This window comes from Synechococcus sp. CS-1326 (genome assembly GCF_025128115.1).
In the GTDB taxonomy this organism is placed as follows: Bacteria; Cyanobacteriota; Cyanobacteriia; order PCC-6307; family Cyanobiaceae; genus Regnicoccus.
Window position 1 is genome coordinate 38845 of record NZ_JAHLYV010000011.1, and the last position, 19152, is coordinate 57996.

The 19152-nt window shown below is 68.9% G+C and carries 16 protein-coding genes and 1 tRNA gene; 7 read left to right on the top strand and 10 right to left on the bottom strand.

Annotated elements, in window-relative coordinates:
* Positions 1-31 precede the first annotated feature (31 nt).
* Positions 32-1423, top strand: coding sequence for a chromate efflux transporter (chrA, locus tag KQ307_RS03130; RefSeq protein ID WP_259726908.1), 1392 nt, complete (start codon positions 32-34; stop codon positions 1421-1423).
* 23 nt (positions 1424-1446) lie between these two features.
* The gene (locus KQ307_RS03135) at positions 1447-3051 is read left to right on the top strand and encodes a glycine betaine ABC transporter substrate-binding protein (protein ID WP_259726909.1); all 1605 of its coding nucleotides are present in this window, start codon (positions 1447-1449) and stop codon (positions 3049-3051) included.
* A 7-nt stretch (positions 3052-3058) separates the two neighbouring features.
* Here KQ307_RS03135 and KQ307_RS03140 read toward each other — a convergent pair whose 3' ends face one another.
* Genes KQ307_RS03140 through KQ307_RS03155 form a run of 4 tightly spaced genes read right to left on the bottom strand, consistent with a single transcriptional unit; the run spans position 3059 to position 7087 of the window.
* Complete coding sequence (locus KQ307_RS03140) at positions 3059-3802, bottom strand: amino acid ABC transporter ATP-binding protein (protein WP_311133727.1); 744 nt, start codon at positions 3800-3802, stop codon at positions 3059-3061.
* A gap of 3 nt (positions 3803-3805) precedes the next feature.
* Positions 3806-5020, bottom strand: a complete 1215-nt coding sequence (locus KQ307_RS03145; RefSeq protein ID WP_259702485.1) for an amino acid ABC transporter permease — start codon at positions 5018-5020, stop codon at positions 3806-3808.
* Positions 5017-6006, bottom strand: a complete 990-nt coding sequence (locus KQ307_RS03150; protein ID WP_259702484.1) for an ABC transporter permease subunit — start codon at positions 6004-6006, stop codon at positions 5017-5019. Before KQ307_RS03150 ends, KQ307_RS03145 begins: the two co-directional genes overlap by 4 nt.
* 13 nt (positions 6007-6019) lie before the next feature.
* Positions 6020-7087 (bottom strand): amino acid ABC transporter substrate-binding protein, encoded by a 1068-nt coding sequence (locus KQ307_RS03155; protein ID WP_259702483.1) that lies wholly within the window; start codon positions 7085-7087, stop codon positions 6020-6022.
* A gap of 131 nt (positions 7088-7218) precedes the next feature.
* Between KQ307_RS03155 and KQ307_RS03160 the strand changes: the two genes are divergently transcribed.
* Together KQ307_RS03160 and pyrC are read left to right on the top strand one after the other, a co-directional pair.
* A complete protein-coding gene (locus KQ307_RS03160; RefSeq protein ID WP_259726910.1) occupies positions 7219-7983 on the top strand; it encodes a hypothetical protein in 765 nt (254 codons plus the stop codon).
* Positions 7984-7988: 5 nt separating this feature from the next.
* The gene (pyrC, locus tag KQ307_RS03165) at positions 7989-9047 is read left to right on the top strand and encodes a dihydroorotase (RefSeq protein WP_259726911.1); all 1059 of its coding nucleotides are present in this window, start codon (positions 7989-7991) and stop codon (positions 9045-9047) included.
* Here pyrC and KQ307_RS03170 read toward each other — a convergent pair.
* Positions 9030-10502, bottom strand: coding sequence for a bifunctional orotidine-5'-phosphate decarboxylase/orotate phosphoribosyltransferase (locus KQ307_RS03170; RefSeq protein WP_259726912.1), 1473 nt, complete (start codon positions 10500-10502; stop codon positions 9030-9032). The two genes, pyrC and KQ307_RS03170, sit on opposite strands and share 18 nt — an antisense overlap.
* Positions 10503-10617: 115 nt before the next feature.
* Between KQ307_RS03170 and KQ307_RS03175 the strand changes: the two genes are divergently transcribed.
* Positions 10618-11739 carry a PQQ-dependent sugar dehydrogenase gene (locus KQ307_RS03175; RefSeq protein ID WP_259726913.1) on the top strand — a complete coding sequence of 374 codons (1122 nt, stop codon included), beginning with the start codon at positions 10618-10620 and terminating at the stop codon, positions 11737-11739.
* Between the two features lie 85 nt (positions 11740-11824).
* Here the strand turns inward: KQ307_RS03175 and KQ307_RS03180 are convergent.
* From KQ307_RS03180 to KQ307_RS03190, 3 genes are all read right to left on the bottom strand, one after another.
* Positions 11825-11909, bottom strand: a tRNA-Ser gene (locus KQ307_RS03180).
* A gap of 72 nt (positions 11910-11981) precedes the next feature.
* On the bottom strand, positions 11982-12722 hold the full coding sequence (gene tpiA / locus KQ307_RS03185; RefSeq protein WP_259703037.1) for a triose-phosphate isomerase: 741 nt from the start codon (positions 12720-12722) through the stop codon (positions 11982-11984).
* A gap of 31 nt (positions 12723-12753) precedes the next feature.
* A complete protein-coding gene (locus KQ307_RS03190; RefSeq protein ID WP_259703032.1) occupies positions 12754-12939 on the bottom strand; it encodes an RNA-binding S4 domain-containing protein in 186 nt (61 codons plus the stop codon).
* Positions 12940-12989: 50 nt separating this feature from the next.
* Here KQ307_RS03190 and KQ307_RS03195 point away from each other — a divergent pair, with 50 nt between their 5' ends.
* Positions 12990-14729: an ABC transporter ATP-binding protein gene (locus KQ307_RS03195; protein ID WP_259726914.1), complete on the top strand. Its 1740-nt coding sequence runs from the start codon at positions 12990-12992 to the stop codon at positions 14727-14729.
* Positions 14730-14785: 56 nt separating this feature from the next.
* Positions 14786-15016: a DUF6447 family protein gene (locus KQ307_RS03200; RefSeq protein WP_259703030.1), complete on the top strand. Its 231-nt coding sequence runs from the start codon at positions 14786-14788 to the stop codon at positions 15014-15016.
* 16 nt (positions 15017-15032) lie between these two features.
* On the opposite strand, the gene KQ307_RS03205 is transcribed toward KQ307_RS03200, so the two are convergent.
* Both KQ307_RS03205 and carB read right to left on the bottom strand, forming a co-directional pair.
* On the bottom strand, positions 15033-15740 hold the full coding sequence (locus KQ307_RS03205; protein ID WP_259703029.1) for a DUF3386 domain-containing protein: 708 nt from the start codon (positions 15738-15740) through the stop codon (positions 15033-15035).
* 26 nt (positions 15741-15766) lie between these two features.
* Positions 15767-19087, bottom strand: coding sequence for a carbamoyl-phosphate synthase large subunit (carB, locus tag KQ307_RS03210; RefSeq protein WP_259726915.1), 3321 nt, complete (start codon positions 19085-19087; stop codon positions 15767-15769).
* Positions 19088-19152: the final 65 nt, after the last annotated feature.

Here is a 19152-nt window from a genome sequence, read left to right on the forward strand (position 1 = left end):
AAGCACGCCGGTTGGCGTGATCCGCCTGACCATGACCCTTGCCAGATCGGCGCTCGGGCCGTCACCCCAGCCGCCGCCAGGGCCCACCACCGTTTCCTTCCGCGCGGCCGCCCGCTACTGGCTGGAGCTGGGGCTGATCAGTTTCGGCGGGCCCGCCGGCCAGGTGGCGCTGATGCACAGCGAGGTGGTGGAACGGCGCCGCTGGCTCTCGGAGCGGCGGTTCCTGCATGCGCTCAACTACGCCATGGTGCTGCCGGGGCCGGAAGCGCAGCAGCTGGCCACCTACATCGGCTGGCTGATGCACGGCATCCCCGGCGGCCTGGTGGCGGGAAGCCTGTTCATCCTGCCCTCGTTGCTGCTGCTGATCCTGCTCTCGGCGATCTACGCCAGCTGGGGCCAGCTGCCGCTGCTGGTGTCGGTGTTCTGGGCGCTCAAGCCTGCCGTGACGGCGATCGTGATCCAGGCGGCCTGGCGGCTGGGCCGTCGCACTCTCCATAACAAGGCGCTGCTGCTGCTGGCGCTGCTGGCCTTTGCCGGCCTCACCCTGTTGCGGCTGCCCTTTCCGCTGATCATCGCTGCGGCGGCCCTGGCCGGTTGGCTCGGCGGCCGCTGGCGCCCCCGGTTGTTCTCTCCCCCCGGCGGCGGCGGCCATGGCAGCGGGCCCCTCGATGCCGGCGCCCAGCCGGAGGTGCCGGAGTTGCCCCCCCTCCATGGCGACACCACCCCAACACCAGAGCACGCCCGCTTCGACCGCCGCCGGCTGGCGCTGATCCTGCTGGCCGGACTGCTGGCGCTGGCGCTGCCGCTGGCGGCGCTCAGCAGCTTCGGCGGCTGGGATGGGCTGCTCGCCACCATGGCCCGCTTCTTCAGCCGGGTGGCCCTGCTCAGTTTCGGTGGTGCCTATGCCGTGCTGCCCTACGTGGCCCAGGGGGCGGTGGAGCAGCACCAGTGGCTGGGCGCCACGCAGATGATCGACGGGCTGGCCCTGGGTGAAACCACGCCGGGGCCGCTGATCATGGTGGTGACCTTCGTGGGCTTCATGGGCGGCTGGAACACCGCCAGCGCCAACCCCCTGCCGCTGGCGGTGCTGGCGGCACTCACGGTCACCTGGTTCACCTTCCTGCCATCGTTCCTGTTCATCCTGGCCGGGGGGCCGCTGGTGGAGGCCAGCCGTGGGGACATCCGCCTCAGTGGGCCACTCACGGCGATCACCGCAGCGGTGGTGGGGGTGATCGCCAACCTGGCGGTGTTCTTCGCCGGCCATGTGCTCTGGCCCCAGGGAATGGGCGGGCGCTTCGATCCGCTGGCGCTGGCCCTGATCGTGCTGGCCGCCTGGCTGCTGATCGCCAGGCGCTGGCCGGTGCTGCGCCTGATCGCCGCCGCCGCCCTGGTGGGGCTGCTCACCAGCCCCCTGCAAAGCTGAAAGGCGCCAGCCTGCCCTGGTCGATGGCCTTACCCAGCCGGGAGCTGATCGCTGAAATCCTGCAACGCAGCGGTGAGCACGGGCTGCTGGTGGCGATCGCCATGGCGCTGGCCCTGGCGATCAGCCTGCCGGCTGGCCTCTGGATCCATGGCCATCGGCGCTGGTCGGCGCCGGTGCTGGCCCTGGCGAACACCATTCAGACCATCCCCAGCCTGGCGGTGTTCGGCCTGCTGATCACCGTGCCGCTGCTGGGTGGAATCGGACCGGTGCCCGCCGTGGTGGCCCTGGTGCTCTATGCGCTGCTGCCGCTGCTGCGGGCCACCGTGACCGGCCTGGACGGGGTGCCCCCCGGCCTGCGGGAGGCGGGCCGTGCCCTCGGCCTGACCGACGCCCAGGTGCTGCGCCATGTGGAGCTGCCCCTGGCCCTGCCGGTGATCGTGGCTGGAATCCGGGTGGCCACGGTGATCAGCGTGGGGGTGGCCACGATCGCGGCGGCCATCGGCGGCGGCGGGCTGGGGGTGTTCATCTTCCGCGGCATCGCCACGGTGAACAACGGCCTGATCCTGGCGGGGGCGATTCCGGCCGCCCTGATGGCGTTGCTGGCCGATGCGGCGATCGGTCGCCTGCAGGGGTGGTCACCGCGGCGGCGCCCGCTGCTGCTGGTTGCCGCGCTCGGGGGCCTGCTGATCACGCTTGCCAGCACGGCGGCCCTGCAACTGGGGCCGTTCACCGCCGGAGCGCCCCGCCAGCAGACGATCACGATCGGCTCGAAGAGTTTCACCGAGCAGATCCTGCTGGGGGAACTGCTGGCCCAGCAGATCGAGCGCCACAGCGCCCTGCGGGTGAAGCGGCAGTTCAGCCTGGGCGGCACCGCCATCTGCCAGGAGGCCGTGCGCAGCGGCCGCATCGATGGCTACGTGGAGTACACCGGCACCGCCTGGACGACGATCCTGCGGCAACCCCCCCTGCGCAACGCCCAGGCGGTGTGGGAGCGGGCCCGGCGCCTCTATCGGCAGCGCTTCGATCTCACCATGTTCCCGTCCCTGGGCTTCGAGAACACCTTTGCGATCCTGGTGCGTCAGGACACGGCGAAGCAGTGGCAGCTGCGCACGATTTCCGATGCCGCACCCCACAGCCCCCGGTGGCGGGCGGGCTTCGGCTATGAGTTCCTCAACCGCCCCGACGGCTACGCCGGCCTGGTCCGCGCCTACGGGCTGCGCTTTGCCGCCAGACCCGCCTCGATGGACCTGGGCCTCACCTACCGCGCCCTGGCTGAGGGCCAGGTCGATCTGATCGCCGGCGATTCCACCAACGGCCTGATCAACAGCCTGGGGCTGCAGCCGCTGCGCGACGACCGCCATTACTTCCCCCCCTACCAGGCGGTGCCGGTGTTCAACGGGGAGAGCCTGCGGCGCCATCCCGCGCTGGCCCCGGCGATCGAGCAGCTCAGTGGCCGCCTCGATGCGGCGACCATGCGGCAGCTCAACGCCGCGGTGGATCTGGAGGGGAAACCGGTGGAGCAGGTGGTGCGGGGCTATCTGGAGCAGCTGGAGCGGAGCACCCCTCCAGGGATCTCGACAGGGAGCTCGACAGGGAGCTTGACCCCGAGCGCCGGAGCCGTCGGCTGAGACCGGCTCAGAGAATCTGGGCGAGGAACTGGCGGCTGCGTTCGTGCTGGGGGTTGGTGAAGAAGATCTCCGGCGGCGCCTCCTCCACGATCCTTCCCTCCGACATCAGCACCACCCGGTGGGCCACCTCCCGCGCGAAGCCCATCTCGTGGGTCACCACCACCATGGTCATGCCATCGGCGGCGAGGGCCTTCATCACCTCCAGCACTTCTCCCACCATCTCGGGGTCGAGGGCGCTGGTGGGCTCATCGAACAGCAGGATGCGGGGCTCCATGCAGAGGGAACGGGCGATCGCCACCCGCTGCTGCTGGCCACCGGAGAGCTGGCCGGGATACTTGGCGGCCTGCTCGGCGATGCCGACCCGCTCCAGCAGCGCCATCGCCTGGCGCTCCACCTCGGCGCGGCGCCGCTTGCGGACCAGCACCGGCGCCAGGCAGAGGTTCTGCAGCACGGTGAGGTGTGGGAAGAGGTTGAACTGCTGAAACACCATGCCGGTTTCGCAGCGGATCGCATCGATGTTGCGCAGGTCGTTGGAGAGGGCGATCCCGTCCACGCTGATCGAGCCGGCCTGGAACTCCTCCAGGGCGTTGAAGGTGCGGATGAAGGTGCTTTTACCGGAACCCGATGGCCCCATGATCACCACCACCTCGCCCTTGCTCACGCTCAGGTCCACCCCCCGCAGGGCATGGAAGCCGTTGGGGTACCACTTCTCGACGCCACGGGCTTCGATCATCAGCTGGCTGGCGGTCATGGCTCAGGCGGGGGTGTTGGAGGGATCGAGGCGGCGTTCGAGGGCCCTGCTGCCGAGCCCCAGGGCGGCACAGCAGCACCAGAACAGCACAGCCAGGGTGAGATACACCTCGGCGTTCTTGCCGAGGAACTCGGGATTGGCCATCACGGTGCGGGCCGTGCCGAGCAGTTCGAGCAGGCCGATCAACGACAGCAGGGTGGTGTCCTGCAGCAGGGAGATGAATTGCCCCACGGTGGCGGGCAGGGCGATGCGCAGGGCCTGGGGCAGCACCACATGCTGCAGGGCCTGTGGCACGCTCAGCCCGAGCGAGCGGGCCGCTTCCTGCTGACCACCCGGCACGGAGGCCAGCCCGGCCCGCACCGCCTCGGCCACGTAGGCGCCACAGAAGAAGGTGAGCACCCAGGCCGCCCGCCAGACCCGATCAGGGGCCAGGCCGCCGGGCAGCAGGAAGCCGAGGATGTTCTGGCCGAGGAACAGCAGGGTGATCAGCGGGGCGCCGCGGATGAATTCGATGTACAGAACCGAGCCCCAGCGCAGCAGGGGCAGTTCGCTGCGCCGTCCCAGGGCCATCAGCACGCCGATCGGAAAGCTGGCCAGGATCGCGAAGCTGGCCATCAGCACCGTGAGCAGCAGCCCGCCCCATTCGGAAGGCGGCACCTGGATCAGCCCCAGTCCGCCACTGATCAGCACCATGCCCAGCAGGTAGAGCAGGGGCCAGATCAGCGGCACCCAGCGCAGCAGCCCGGCCGGCAGCCGGCGGCCCCAGCGCCCCGAGGCCCAGCGCAGGATCAGCAGCAGGGCGGTGATCGCCCACCAGCGCAGCTGCAGTGGGAGGGCGAGCCCCAGGGCGGCGGGCCCCCAGGCGGCAAGGAAGGCCAGCACCGCCACGGCGATCCGGTCGTTGCCGGGCCAGAGCACGCCGCTGCGGTCGGCCCGGGGGTTGGCCCGCAGCAGCCCCCAGCTCAGCCCGGTGGCCATCGCCAGCAGGGCCACCAGCAGCCAGATCCGCCATTGCTGCTCCAGGGGATAGCGGCCCAGGGCAAACAGGGTGGTGTTGGCCTGGATCACCACCCACTGGGCCTGGCCGAAGGCCCAGCGCAGCAGGCCGGCCACCGCCGCGCCGATCAGCACCAGCAGGCCGACACTGATCACCCCGTCGGAGCGGCTGGCGAACAGTTCGCGGCGCAGGGAGGCCAGCAGGGAGTCGGCTGCCTTCATCGTTCGCGGATCTGCACGAGCTGGTTGAGACCATTCATCAGCAGGGAGATGACCAGGTCGATCACCAGGTAGGCGCCGAGCAGCAGCAGGAACACTTCAAGGGCGCGGCCCGTCTGGTTGAGGGTGGTCTCAGCCACGGAATAGAGATCGGCGTAGCCCACCGCCACCGCCAGGGCGGAGTTCTTGGCCAGGGAGATGTACTGGCTGTTCAGGCCCGGAATGATCACCGGCAGGGCCTGGGGCAGCACCACCCTCCGCATGCTGGCTCCCCAGTGCAGCCCCAGTGATGTGGCCGCTTCCCACTGGCCTTTGGGCACCGCCGCGATGCCGCCGCGCACCACCTCGGCCACGAAGGCGCCGGTGTAGGTGATCAGGCCGGTGAGCAGGGCGGCGAACTCCACCGAGAAGCGCCAGGGCGCCTGCCACACCCCATTGACCAGCTCGGGCCCCTGCCAGCGCCAGCCTTCGGCGAACCAGGCCAGGTAGAGCCCTGATTTGGCCAGCACCACGCCCGGCAGCTGCAGCGCTTCGGTGCCGTTGCGGAAGGAGAGGAACACCACGAAATACCAGAACAGCAGCTGCAGCAGCAAAGGGATGTTGCGGATCAGCTCCACGTAGACCCTCCCCAGCCGCCGCACCAGGCCGTTGCCGCTGTAGGCGGCCATGCCGACGGCCGTTCCCAGCAGGGTGGCGCCGACCAGGCCGACCAGGATCGCCCGCAGGCTGTTGACCAGGCCCACCAGCAGGGCCCGCCAGTAGGGCATCGCGGCATCGAAGGGGATCAGGCTTTCGGCCACATCGAAGCTGGCCGGCTGCCCCAGCCAGCGCCAGCTGAGCAGCAGGCCAGCTGCGGTGAGATTGCGCACCAGGTTGCCCAGCAGCAGGGCGATCACCACCAGCACCACCAGACCGACGCCGCCCTGGACAAGCCAGGGAACGACGCGCCTGTCGCGCCACCAGGGAATCGCTCGGGGTTCAGGGGTCAAGGCAGGGGCCCGTTCAGCGGAAGGGGGGTGAATAGATCAGGCCGCCCTTGTTCCACTGGCGGTTCTCGGCCCGCTCCAGCCTGAGGGGAGAACCCGTGCCCACATTGCGCTCGAAGACCTCGCCGTAGTTGCCCACGGCGCCGACCACCTTGACGACGAAATCGGCGGGCAGACCGAGTTGCTTGCCGAAGTCGCCCTCCACGCCGAGGAAGCGGCGCAGATCGGCCTGATTGGGGTTGGCCTTGGCTTCGGCCAGCTTGGCGGCCACGTTCGCCTTGGTGATGCCGAGTTCCTCGGCCTGGAAGAGGGCGAAGACAGTCCAGCGGATCGCATCGGACCAGGCCGGATCACCGTTGACGCTGGCCGGGGTGAGCGGCTCCTTGCTCATCACTTCCGGCAGCAGCACATGGGCAGCGGGATCCGGGAAGCTGCTGCGCTTGGCGGCGAGCTGGGAGCGGTCGCTGGTCACGGCCACGCAACGGCCGCCCAGGTAGGCGGCATAGGTCTGGTCGCCGGTCTGGAACTTGAGCGGCGTGTAGGCGATGCCCTGCTCGCGCATGCGATCGGCCAGGTTGAGCTCGGTGGTGGTGCCGCTCTCCACGCAGATCGGCTTGCCGGCCAGATCCTTGAGGGTCCTGATGCCGCTGGCCACCGGCGCCATCAGGCCCTGGCCGTCAAAGAAGGTGGTGGGACCGAAGGAAATGCCGTTGCCGCCGGCCGAATCGCGGCTGAGGGTCATGGTGGTGTTGCGGGCCAGCATGTCCACCTCGCCACTGGCCAGGGCGGCGAAGCGCTCGGAGGAGTTCAGATCGCGGTACTCCACCTTGGCGGGATCGCCGAACAGGGCTGCCGCCACGGCCCGGCAGGTGTCGGCGTCGAGGCCGCTGTAGCTGCCATCGGGGCCGAGGAAGCTGAAGCCCGGCAGCTTGCCGTCCACCCCGCAGACCAGCTTGCCGCGGCTGCGGATCGTGTTCATCTTCTCGCTCTGCACACCACCACCGCCGCTCTCATCGGCGCAGCCACCGATGGCCAGGGCCAGCAGCAGGGGGGAGGAAGCGAGCAGGCGACGCAGACGAACCATGAACGGTGGCCTCAGGTGGGCGCAGTTTGCCAGTTGGAACCGCCCGGCGCCCGTCACAACGCCCACCGTCGCGATCGTCTTGCTTCGTGACGGGCCCTGCCGACCGATCAGCGGGATTCTTAGCCTGGATGATGGAATCGGAGCATCCGTTGAAGAAGCACCACAAGACCACCCTGCGCGCCCTGTTCGCCCATCCCCTCAGCCATGGGGTGAGGGTGTCGCAGGTGGAGGCCCTGCTGCGCAGCCTGGGGGCCGAGGTTCAGGAGCTGGATGGCCGGCGCCTGCGGCTCCGATTCCCCCAGGGAGGCGAAACCTGGATTCACAGTGGCAGCGGCCTCAAGCAGCCCGACCTTGATGGCGACGCGGTTCTCAGGGTCCGTCACTTTCTAGAGGAAGCCGGGGTGTCGCCTGGGCATGAGGAGGCCGAGCCCGATTCCCCCCGAGGTGATCAGAGCCATCGCCTGGTGCTTCATCTCGACCACAGCCGCACGGATGTGTTTCGGCTCGAGGGCGATGAGGTGGAGCATGCGGCCCTGAAACCCCATGGGCTCTGGGGCTCGGGCGAGAATCTCTCCCACCGCCATGATCGCGACATCGCCGGCCAGCGGGCCCCCCTTGACAGTGACTACCTGGCCCGGATCAGCGAGGCGATGACCGGGGCCGATACCGTGCTGCTGCTGGGCCATGGCACCGGCAGCAGTGATCTGCGCCAGGTTCTTCTCCACTACCTCCACAGCCACCGGCCTGATCTGCTCGATCGGATCGTCGGGGTGGTCACCGTTGATGACGGCGGACTCAGCGACGAGGGGCTGCTGGCGATCGCCCGGGAGCACTTCGGCAACCAGCCGCACCGCAGGCCCCTGCGGGTGCCGGGCCAGGAAGCGCTCCAGGGCTGACCCCGATGCCGGCCCGCCCTGACGGTCTGATCCTGCGCAGCCCCGACGACTGGCATGTGCACCTGCGCGACGGTGATCTGCTGCGCAGTGTGGCGGGCGCGACCGCGAGGCTGTTCGCGCGGGCGATCGTGATGCCCAACCTGGATCCACCGATCACCACGGTGGCGGCGGCCGCGGCCTATCGGCAGCGGATCCTCGCGGCCCTGGGCGATCGGGCCGCGGCCAGCTTCACCCCGCTGATGACGGCCTATCTCACCGACCGGATCGAACCGGCTGAACTGGAGCGGGGCTTCGCCGCCGGTGTGTTCACGGCCGCCAAGCTCTACCCGGCCCACGCCACCACCAATTCAGCCGCCGGGGTGAGCGATCTGGAGCGGATCGCGCCGGTGCTTGCCATCATGGAGCGGATCGGCATGCCGTTGCTGATTCACGGCGAGGTGAGTGATCCGGAGGTCGACATCTTCGATCGCGAAGCGGTGTTCCTGGAGCGCCATCTCGTCGGCCTGCTGGCGCGGTTCCCTGGCCTGAAGATGGTGCTGGAGCACATCACCACGGCCGATGCCGTGGCCTTCGTGCAGGGTGCCGGCGCCAATCTGGCCGCCACGATCACCCCCCACCATCTGCAGATCAACCGCAACGCGATGTTCCAGGGGGGGCTGCGGCCTCACGCCTATTGCCTGCCGGTGGCGAAGCGGGAACTGCACCGGCTGGCTCTGCGCTGGGCCGCCACCTCCGGCAACCCGAAGTTCTTCCTCGGCACCGATTCAGCCCCCCACCCGCGCGGCGCCAAGGAGTCGGCCTGCGGCTGCGCCGGGATCTACAACGCCCCCCATGCGCTGGAGAGCTACGCCCAGGTGTTCGACCAGGAGGGGGCCCTGGAGCGTCTGGAGGGCTTTGCCTCGGAGTTCGGCCCCCGCTTCTACGGCCTGCCGCTCAACACCGGCACGGTGGAGCTGGTGCGGCAGCCGCAGCTGGTGCCGCAGACGATCGGCGTCGGCGCTGAGCAGCTTGTGCCCTTCCAGGCGGGTGAAACCCTGGCCTGGCGCCTAGCGGGCCCGGCCTGACGACTGGCCAGCGCCGAGCAGGGAGGCCTGGCTGTCGCTGAGGCGTCCGGCCGCATGGAGCACGGCGATGATCCGGCTGATGCTGAGCACCGGATGGCAGCGGTAGCCCGAGCGGGCCAGGCGCTCGATCGCATCACCGCCGTGGTCGATCAGCACCACCACATCGCGCACCTTCAGGCCCGAGGATTCGAGCTTGGCGATGCCATCGAGCACGCTGCCCCCGGTGATCAGGATGTCGTCCACCACCACAGCTGTTTCCCCTTCGTTGAAATCCCCCTCGATCAGGCGGCGGGCGCCGTGGGCCTTCACCTCCTTGCGGGGGTAGATCAGCGGGGTGTGCAGCTGCAGGGACAGACCGGTGGCGGTGGGCAGGGATCCATAGGGGATGCCGGCGATGCGCTGGAAGATCAACCCCTCCATCTGGCCGGCGTAGGCATGCAGCACCTGGTGGAAGACGTTGGGATTGGAGATGATCTGGCGCAGATCGATGTAGTAGTTGAAGATGGCACCGGAGGCCTGGACGTAATCACCGAAGAGCAGGCAACCCAGATCGAACAGGGCCAGGATCAGCTCGGCGAGGGGATCGGCCGAAGGCAGCGGTTCGGGCGCTGGTAACCAGAGGGCGCACTGATTTTCACTGCGGTCTTCAAGGCGGTGCCGCATCGCCTCGATCTGCAGGCGCAGCTCGAGGGTGCCCTGTTCCATGCCCTCCTCCACCAGCAGGTGCTGGGGCAGGGGGAGAAGCAGACCATCGGCCGAGGCGGTGAGGCCGGCCTGGAGCAGGGTCTCCAGCCGCTCCTCCTCCTCCCAGAGGCTGCGCAGGATCACAAATCGCTGCGGTGCCGCCTGGCGCACCCGGGCCAGCACGACCGGATCGCTGGTGCCCACTTCGAGCAGCAGTTGCTCGGCCGTTCCCCAGAGCTGGCATTCGCGCACGATCTTCAGGTAGAGCGGATCGCTGGCGTCCGGGTGGTGCTGAAACAGGCGCGAGGCGGCGTTGGAGCTGTGGCAGGACACCACCACGGCCCGGTCGGGGTAGAGCAGGAAGGGGGCGACGATGTCCTGGCCGGGCAGGGGCGAGAGGGTGATCGCATCGACACCCAGCTCGGCGAACACGTAGTGGGCCAGGGCCGAGGAGGTGTTCAGATCGCTGTGCTTCGCATCGAGGATCAGCGGGACATCCAGCGGCACCAGCTCCCGCACCTCATGCAGCAGCTCGATGCCGATCGGGCCGAGCGCCTGGTAGAAGCCGAGGCTGGGCTTGTAGGCGCAGACGTTCTCGACAGTTGCCTCGATCACCGCCTTGATCCAGCGGCGGGCCTGGGCGAGGAAGGAGCCGCTGCCCGGGTGATGCCGGCTCCAGGTCTGCAGCATCTCCGGGTTGGGATCCAGCCCCGTGATCAGCAGCGACTGGCGGCTGGCCATCACCTCGGCGAGTTTGACGAAGAAGCTCATGGGGTCCGCTCGCAGGCCAGCGCCAGGGACTGGCGGCTGGGGACCATCATGGAGAGGAGACACGGCCCCCTGCCGACCTTTGAACCGATCCAACCCCATGGGCCGCTGGCTCGGGATGCTCCTGGTTCTGCTGGTTCCCGCCCTGGGTTGCGCCGCCAGCGACGACGTTGCGCCGGTGACCCTGAAGGCCGTTGTGGGGGGATTGGAGCACCCCTGGGGAATGGCCTGGCTGCCGGACGGGGCCCTGCTGATCACCGAGCGGCCGGGCCGGCTGCGGATCGTGCGCGGCGGAGTGCTCGACCCCACCCCGATCGCCGGCCTGCCGCCCGTGCTGGCCATCGGACAGGGCGGGCTGCTGGATGTGGCTCTCGATCCTGATTTCGAGCGCAATCGCTTTCTCTATCTGAGCTATGCCGCCGGCACGATCGAAGCCAACGGCACCCGGGTGGCGCGGGCCCGGTTCGACGGCCGGGCGCTGAGGGATCTTCAGGTGATCGCGGCCGTGCCCCAGAGCAAGGCAGGCGGCCAGCATTTCGGCTCCCGCCTGCTCTGGCTTCCCGATCGGAGTCTGCTGGTGTCGATCGGGGATGGGGGTAACCCACCGGTGCAACTGGATGGACAACTGATTCGCCTGCAGGCCCAGAACCGCTCCAGCGCCCTGGGCAAGGTGCTGCGGATCCGCTCCGACGGGGCGCCGGCCCCCGGCAATCCCTTCCCCTCCGGCCCTGGCGTCGCTCCGAAGGTGTGGAGCTATGGCCACCGCAATGTGCAAGGGCTCGCCCACGACCCCGGCACCGGCCGGGTCTGGGTGAGCGAGCACGGCTCCCTGGGCGGTGACGAACTGAACCTGGTGGAAGCGGGCGGGAACTACGGCTGGCCCCGGGTCACCCACAGCCGGGAGTACGGCGGGGGGCCGATCGCGCCGGCCCAGTCGGCAGCAGGGCTGATCGATCCCCGCCGGGTCTGGACCCCAGCCATCGCGCCCTCCGGGCTGGCGGTCTACAGCGGCGACCGCTACCAGGGCTGGCGGGGGAATCTGTTTGCCGGCGGACTGGTATCGCGGGACCTGCGCCGGATCAGCCTCGATGCCTCAGGAACGGTGCTGGCGGAACAGGTGATCCCTATCGGCGAAAGGGTGCGCGATGTGCGGCAGGGCCCCGATGGCCTGCTCTACATGCTCACGGATTCAGCGGACAACGGGGAACTGATCCGGCTCGATCCGGTTGCCGGGCGATGAGGGCGCTGCCCGCTGAACACCCAGCCTTGTTCACACTGAAGCCATCCGTGGGCGATCTCGGCAGCAAATGCTGAGCTGGGCAAAACGGAGGGGGCGGGATTCGAACCCGCGGAGGCTTTCACCTCGCTGGTTTTCAAGACCAGAGCCATCAACCACTCGACCACCCCTCCAGGGGAGCATCACGGCCGTGCTGCCGGGATGTCAGCCGATTTTCCCATGCCACTGGCCATCGGGTTCAGGCCTCAGGCCACCACCGGCACCTGATACTGGGCGATGCGGGCGAAGCCGGCTGGATCGAGCGAGGCGCCGCCCACCAGCACCCCGTCGATGTCGCTCTGGGCCATCAGCTGGTCGATGTTCTCGGGCTTGACGGAACCGCCGTACTGCACCACCACTTCGGGGTGGCCCACCCAGCGGCGGATCAGGCCGCAGATCCGGTTGGCCTCCTCGGCGCCGCAGGTCTTGCCGGTGCCGATCGCCCAGATCGGCTCGTAGGCCACCACCAGGTGGTGGGGATCGAGATCCTCGAGGCTCTGCTCCACCTGGCGGCGGATCACCCGCTCGGTTTCGCCCGCTTCGTGCTGGGCGTCGGTTTCACCCACACACACGATCGGGATCAGGCCGGCCGCCTGGGCGCTGCGGGCCCGCAGGTTGATCTGCTCATCGCTCTCGCAGTGGAACTTGCGCGGTTCGCTGTGGCCCACGATCGCGTATGTAACGCCGTGCTCCAGCAGCATCGAGGCGGAGATCTCGCCGGTGTAGGCACCGCCGCCGTCCCAGTGCACGTTCTGACTGGAGAGCTTCACCGGGCTGCCGGCCACCGCCAGGCCGAGGGCCTCGATCGAGGTGAACGGCGGGGCCAGCACCACCACCCGGTCATCCGGCAGGTCGGTGATCAGCGGCAGAAACGCGGCGGCATAGGCCCGTGCTTCGGCGCAGGTCATGTGCATCTTCCAGTTGCCGGCGATCACCGCTTTGTGCACAGGAATCCCTACCGATGGAGCGAGAGCCAACTTAGGTCTCGGCAGGAACCGTGAGGGAGTGGCCGCCCAGCTCCACCCGGTCGCCTGCTGAGAGCTGCAGCCCGCGCCGACGCTCCACCGCCCCGTTCACCCGCACCTCCCCCTGCTGCACCCGGAACTTCGCCTCACCACCGGTGGCCACCACGCCCTGCCACTTGAGGAATTGATCGAGGCGCATGGATCGAATCGCCGCCGGAAGCGCCCCAGCAGCGCTGATAAGGTCTGCCGATGCTCGCACCCTCCTCGGCCGGTTTCCGTGGTCTGCTGCCGCTGCTTCAGCCCCACCGCCGCAGACTGTGGGCTGGTGGGGCCTGCATGCTGGTGTTCGTGGCCTGCTGGCCGCTGCTGGCTGCTCTGGCGGGGCAGTTGATTCCGGCGATCGGTGCCGGTGATTTCAGCAAGGTGCTGCGCGCGATCGGCCTGGCCCTGGCCGTGTTCCTGGTGCAGAAGCTCGCCCAGTTCGGCCAGGACACCCTGCTCGCCTCCCCGGCCCTGCAGGTGAGCCAGGCCCTGCGCAGCCAGCTGTTCGCCCGCCTGCAGCGACTGGAGTTCGGCGCCCTCGAGAAGCTTTCCGCCGGCGATCTCACCTATCGCCTCACCGAAGATGCCGACCGCGTCGGCGAGGTGATCTACAAGATGATCCAGGACACCACTCCCAGCCTGCTGCAGCTGGTGGCGGTGTTCGGCTACATGGTGTTCCTTGACTGGAAGCTGTCGATGGCGACCCTGCTGCTGGCGCCGCTTGTGGCGGTGCTGGTGAGCGCCTTCGGCGCCCGGGTGATGGGGGCGGCGGAGCGCAGCCAGAAGCAGGTGAGCGAACTGGCCGGCCTGCTGGGGGAGGCGATCAGTGGCCTGCCGCTGGTGCGCGCCTATGCCGCCGAACCCTGGTTGCAGGAGCGTTTCGAGCAGGAGATCGACCTGCACCGCCGTGCCCGCTACCGCACCCTCCGGCTGCTGGCGCTGCAGCATCCGGTGGTGGGCTTCATCGAAGCGGCGGGCATTCTCTCGGTGCTGCTGATCGGTGCGGCCCGCATCCAGGCCGGCGAGCTCGACAGCCGCGGCTTCAGCAGCTATGTGGCCGCCCTGCTGATGCTGATCGATCCGATCTCCCATCTCACCACCAACTACAACGAGTTCCAGCAGGGCCAGGCCTCCCTGCGTCGCCTCAGGGAGATCGAGGCGGAGGCGATGGAGATCCCCGACCATCCCGATGCCAGCCCGCTCGGGCCGGTGCGTGGTGAGTTGCGCCTCGATGGCGTCTGGTTCGGCTACGACCCCGGCCAGCCGGTGCTCCGCAACCTCGAGCTCACCGCGAAACCGGGTCAGCTGCTGGCGCTGGTGGGTCCCTCGGGCGCCGGCAAGAGCACCCTGTTCTCCCTGCTGCTGCGGTTCAACACCGCCCAGCGCGGCCAGGTGCTGCTCGATGGCAAGGATCTGGCCGGCCTGCGGGCCCGCGATCTGCGCCGGGCAGTGGCCCTGGTGCCCCAGCAGAGCAGTGTGTTCTCCGGCACGGTGGAAGAGGCGATCCGCTTCGGCCGCCCGGCCAGCCTGGAGCAGGTGCGTGAAGCGGCCCAGCTGGCCAATGCGGCCAGCTTCATCGAAGCGTTGCCCGGTGGCTATGCGGCGCGGATCGAGGAACGGGGCAGCAATTTCTCCGGCGGCCAGCTTCAACGGCTGGCCATCGCCCGCGCCGTGCTGGGCAACCCGGCGGTGCTGTTGCTCGATGAGGCCACCAGTGCCCTCGACGCCGAATCCGAGGAGGCGGTGCAACGGGGGCTGAGCCAGGCGATGGCCGGCCGCACGGTGCTGGTGATCGCCCATCGCCTGGCCACGGTGCAGGGGGCGGATCAGATCCTCGTGCTGGAGGCCGGGCGCATCATCGAGAGGGGCAACCACGACCAGCTGATGGCCCGACCCGGTCGCTACCGAGATCTCTGTGACCGCCAGTTGATCCGGGTCGCGGCCTGAGCGGAGGGGAGCTGCCGGCTCGCCCGTAACGTTGGTTGTCCCAGTGGTTCCCTGCCTTGACCGACGCCGCTTCCCTGCCCCCCGTGCTCACCTTCGAGGGCAGGCGCTACGACCTCAATGCCCTCCCCGATGACCTGAAGGAGCTGGTGCGGGGCATGCAGGTGGCCGATGCCCAGCTGCGCTTCCACGAAGACACCCTCAAGGTGCTCGCCGTCGGTCGCCAGTCGATGGCCTTCCAGCTCAATGAGCGGCTCAAGCAGATCGAAGCCCTTCCTGAAGGCGGCTGAATGCCGCTGTGTCGCCTCAGAGCGCGCCGAGCTGCTCGAAGCGGAAGGTCTGGCGGCTCGCTTCCAGGGTTTCGGTGCCGTTGCTGCCGGCTTCCGTTTCGACCACCCGCTCGCTGAGCACCCAGGGGCCCGCCTCGCCGAGGGGAACGAAGGTGTCGGTGAAGGTGCTCAGGCCCCCTCTGGCCGCCCCGGTGGCCGGATCGCTGTAGGCGCTGGTGTAGCTGCGGCTGAGATAGCCGGCGCCGGTGTCGGTGGTGGCTTTGGTGAAGATCGACACCACCGTGCCGTGGATGTGGCGGTGCACCATCGTCACCACGTCGTTCTTGATCCGATACCGATCACCGCTGTTCTTGCCGCCCACGATCACCTCCACCCCCACGGCGTCGGTGTCGCCGGCGGTGAAGGTGTTCTCGCCGTGGGTCTGCTCGAAGCTGCGCCGCACCCGGTGGATGCACACCTCCCAGAGCTGGGAGGCGATCGCCTTGGTGATCTCGGCGTCGTCGATGCCCTCCACCTTGGCCTTGAGGTCGGCCCCCACCGTGAAGCTGCCCTCCACCCGGCGGTCCCCCTGCTCCCAGACGCAGCGGCCCTGGTAGCCGCCGAAGCCTGGCTCCCAGGTGTAGCGGTTTTCGTAGGCGGCGCGGAACAGGTCGCGCAGGTCGCTGCCGGCGGCGACCGGGGCGGTGCTGAGTGGTGCGGTGCTGGTCGGGGCAGTGCTGGTCAAAACGCTTCTGCGGCAATCTGCGCAGCCTACTCAGCCAGCCCCGGGTGGATGTCCTGCAGTGCCGCCACGGTGAGCTCCTGGTTCTGCAGGGTGGCGATCGCCTCCACCGCCGCGCGGGCCCCGGCCAGGGTGGTCACAGTCGGCACGGCGTAGTCGAGGGCGGCGCGGCGCAGGTACTTGTCGTCAAAGGCGGCCTGCCGGCCGATCGGTGTGTTGATGATCAGCTGGATCAGGCCTGTGCGGATCGCATCCTCGATGTTGGGGCGGCCTTCGTGCACCTTGAGGATCGGCTCCACCTCCAGTCCGCCCGCCCGGAGTGCTTCGGCGGTGCCGGTGGTGGCGATCAGGGCAAAGCCCAGCTGATGCAGGCGCCTGGCCACCGGCAGCAGGGAGGGCTTGTCGCGGTCGTGGGTGGAGAGGAACACCGTGCCACCGGTGGGCAGCCCCTCGCCGGCGGCGATCTCCGCCTTGGCATAGGCCATCCCGAAGCTGGCGGCACTGCCCATCACCTCGCCGGTGGAGCGCATCTCCGGACCGAGCAGGGTGTCAGCGCCGGGAAAGCGCTTGAACGGCAGCACCGCTTCCTTGACGTTCTGCAGCGGCGGTTGGGGCTCGGTGGTGAGCCCCAGCTCCGCGAGGCTGCGGCCGGCCATCAGCAGGCTGGCGATCTTGGCGAGCGGCACACCGGTGGCCTTGGCCACGAATGGCACCGTGCGGGAGGCGCGGGGATTGGCCTCGATGATGAACACCCGCTCTCCTTGCTCGGGGTCGCTCTGCACGGCGAACTGCAGGTTGATCAGTCCCGTCACCTCCAGGGCCAGAGCCAGCTCCCGGGTCCACTGCCGGATCGTGGCCAGGGCTTCGGCGCCCAGCGACACCGCTGGCAGGCAGCAGGCCGAATCGCCGGAGTGAATGCCGGCCGGCTCGATGTGCTCCATCAAGCCGCCGATCACCACCCGCCCCTCCCGATCGCAGAGGGCGTCGACATCCACCTCGATGGCGTTTTCGAGGTACTGGTCGATCAGCACCGGGTGGTCGGGCTCCACCTGCACCGCCTCCACCATGTAGCGGTTGAGCTCCTCTTCATCGAACACCACCTCCATCGCCCGGCCGCCGAGCACGTAGCTGGGGCGCACCACCACGGGATAGCCCACCGCCGCCGCAACCGCCCTGGCTTCGGCCTCGGTCCTCGCCAGGCCGTTGCGCGGCTGGCGGATGTCGAGGCGGCGCAGGATCGCCTCGAACTGCTCGCGGTCTTCGGCCGCATCGATCGATTCGGGGGAGGTGCCCCAGAGACGGGTGCCGGTGGCCAGGCCCTCCGGCGTGGCCAGCCAGCGCCGCAGCGGCAGGGCCAGCTTCAACGGCGTCTGGCCGCCGAACTGCACGATCACCCCTTCGGGCCGCTCGGCCTCGATCACATTGAGCACGTCTTCCAGCGTCAGCGGCTCGAAGTAGAGGCGGTCACTGGTGTCGTAGTCGGTGGAAACGGTTTCCGGATTGCTGTTCACCATCACCGTGGCGAACCCTTCCCCCTGCAGGGCGAAGGAGGCGTGGCAGCAGCAGTAGTCGAACTCGATCCCCTGGCCGATCCGGTTCGGCCCGCCGCCGAGGATCATCACCTTGCGCCGGTTTTCCGGCTGCACCTCGTCCTGCGGTGGCAGCGGCGCCAGGCTGCCGTCGGCGCTGATCCGCTCCAGCGGCCGCTCGTAGGTGGAGTAGTGGTAAGGCGTGGTGGAAGCGAATTCAGCCGCGCAGGTGTCGACGGTCTTGAAGATGGCGTTGACGCCGAGGCCCTGCCGGTGGCGCCGCACCGTGAGCTCGTCTGAGCCGCTGGCCCAGGCGATCTGGCGGTCGGAGAAGCCCAGCTGCTTCAGCTCCAGCAGATCCACCGCCGTGAGCGCATCGAGCGACCGTCCGCGCAGCAGGCGGTCTTCGGCCTCGATCAGGCGCCGCAGCTTGGCGATGAACCAGGGATCGATGGCGCTGAGCTGATGGATCTCGGCGTTGCTGCGGCCCGCCACCATCGCGGCGCGCACCGCGAAGATGCGATCCGGCGAAGGGGTGCGCAGCATCCGCTCCAGGTCGCTCGACTCCAGAGGCTGATCGGGGCGATCGCAGCCCCAGCCGGCATGGCCGGTTTCGAGCGAGCGCAGGGCCTTCTGGAACGATTCCTCGAAGCAGCGGCCGATCGCCATCGCCTCCCCCACCGATTTCATCGAGGTGGTGAGCACGGCCGGGCTGCCGCGGAACTTCTCGAAGGCGAAGCGCGGGATCTTGGTGACCACATAATCGATCGTGGGCTCGAAGCAGGCCGGTGTGGCGCCGGTGATGTCGTTGAGGATCTCGTCGAGGGTGTAGCCCACCGCCAGGCGGGCGGCGATCTTGGCGATCGGGAAGCCGGTGGCCTTGCTGGCCAGCGCCGAGGAGCGGCTCACCCGCGGGTTCATCTCGATCACCACCACATCGCCGTTGGCGGGGTTGATCGCGAACTGGATGTTGCTACCGCCGGTCTCCACGCCGATTTCACGGATGATCGCGATCGACTGGTCGCGCAGCCGCTGGTATTCGCGGTCGGTGAGGGTCTGGGCCGGCGCCACGGTGATCGAATCGCCGGTGTGCACCCCCATCGGGTCGAGGTTCTCGATCGAGCACACGATCACCACGTTGTCGGCCAGATCGCGCATCACCTCCAGCTCGAACTCCTTCCAGCCGATCAGCGAGCGCTCGATCAGGATCTGGCAGACGGGGCTGGCCCCCAGGCCGCTCTTGCAGAAGGCGCGGAATTCCTCGGGGTTGTAGGCGATGCCGCCGCCGGAGCCGCCGAGGGTGAAGGCGGGCCGGATGATGCGGGGGTAGCCGCCCACCTCCTCCCCCACCCGCTCGGCCTCCTCCAGGCTCTTGGCGATCCCGGACGGACACACCGCCACGCCGATCCGCGCCATCGCTTCTTTGAACAGGAGGCGGTCTTCCGCCATCTGGATCGCGGCCAGGTTGGCGCCGATCAGTTCAACGCCGTAGCGCTCCAGGGTGCCGTTTTCGGCCAGCGCCACCGCCAGGTTGAGCGCGGTCTGGCCGCCCATGGTGGGCAGCAGCGCATCGGGGCGCTCGATCGCGATCACCCGCGCCACCAGCTCGGGGGTGAGCGGCTCGATGTAGGTGCGATCCGCCATCTCCGGATCGGTCATGATCGAGGCGGGATTCGAGTTGATCAGAATCACCTCGAATCCCTCGGCCCGCAGGGCTTTGCAGGCCTGGGTGCCGGAATAGTCGAATTCGCAGGCCTGGCCGATCACGATCGGTCCGGAGCCCAGCAGCAGGATGCGGCGCAGATCCGTGCGACGGGGCATGGGTTGGATCGATGGCCAAACGGGCTTAGCCTCTCACGTCTGCCGCAGGCGATCGGCCGATCCGG